Annotated in this window: 1 protein-coding gene; it reads left to right on the top strand. The window is 44.5% G+C overall.

Annotated elements, in window-relative coordinates; all coding sequences use genetic code 11:
- Nucleotides 1-1284, top strand: a 1284-nt coding sequence (locus MBO_RS08435; RefSeq protein WP_036366702.1) for an FAD-binding oxidoreductase, incomplete at both ends; no start/stop codon positions are given.

Raw genomic sequence — 1284 nt, 5'->3', positions numbered from 1 at the left:
ATCAAAACCGACCCCGACAGCCTAGACAACTGGGGTAGAGACTGGACGAAGCATTTTGCCCCTGCACCGAGTGCGGTGGTGTTTCCTAAGACGACAGAGGAAGTGGCTAAGATTGTAAGGCTTGCTAATGAGTATCAAGTATGTTTGGTGCCTAGTGGTGGACGTACAGGATTATCAGCAGGTGCTGTTGCCAGTAATGGTGAGGTGGTGGTAAGTTTTGATAAGATGAACGCCATTGGGACGTTTTATGAAGCTGATCGTATGGTAGAAGTAGAAGCTGGCGTGGTGACTAAGGCTTTGCAAGAATTTGCTGAATCTAAGAACTTATACTACGCCGTAGACTTTGCTTCATCTGGATCAAGTCAGATTGGCGGTAATATTGGTACCAACGCAGGTGGCATTAAAGTCATTCGTTATGGCATGACAAGAAATCAAATACTAGGATTAACGGTTGTTACTGGTAAAGGTGACATCTTAGAATTAAACGGTGGTATGTTGAAGAATGCCACAGGTTATGATTTTCGTCATTTGTTTATCGGAGCAGAAGGTACTTTAGGCTTTGTAACTCGTGCATTGATTAAGCTTGAGAAGCAGCCTGTTAATTTAACGGCAATGGTATTGGGTGTGCCTGATTTTGGGTCGGTGGTAAAACTGCTTGATAAGTTTGGTAAGGCGTTAAACTTAACTGCTTTTGAATTTTTTGACAGCGTGGCAATCGATAAGGTGTTGACCGCAGGACACGCCAAAGCGCCGTTTGACAGCCGCACGCCTTTTTATGTCTTGTTAGAATTTGAAGCGGTATCCGATGACGTGTTAGATACTGCCATGAATGTGTTTGAAAGCTGTGCCGAAGATGGCTTGATAGAAGATGGCGTGATGAGCCAAAGCGTGGGGCAACTGCACGAGCTTTGGAAATTGCGTGAGAGCATCTCCGAGACGATTTCGGTGTTCACCCCTTACAAAAATGACGTGTCGGTGCTGATTACACATTTGGGCGATTTTATCCATGACATTGAACAGATTGTCAAGGACAATTACCCTGATTTTGAGATTTGCTGGTTTGGGCATATTGGCGATGGCAACCTGCACCTAAATATCCTAAAACCTGACAACCTAACCAAAGACGACTTTTTTGCCAAGTGCCAAACGGTCAATAAATACGTCTTTGAAACGGTCAAAAAATACAAAGGCTCAATCTCTGCCGAGCATGGCGTGGGCATGACCAAAAAGCCATATCTGGATTATACCCGTTCGCCTGCTGAGATTGAGTATATGAAAGCCATC

It is taken from the genome of Moraxella bovoculi 237 (genome assembly GCF_000696305.2).
GTDB lineage: Bacteria > Pseudomonadota > Gammaproteobacteria > Pseudomonadales > Moraxellaceae > Moraxella > Moraxella bovoculi.
This window is presented reverse-complemented; position numbering and strand designations above follow the sequence as displayed.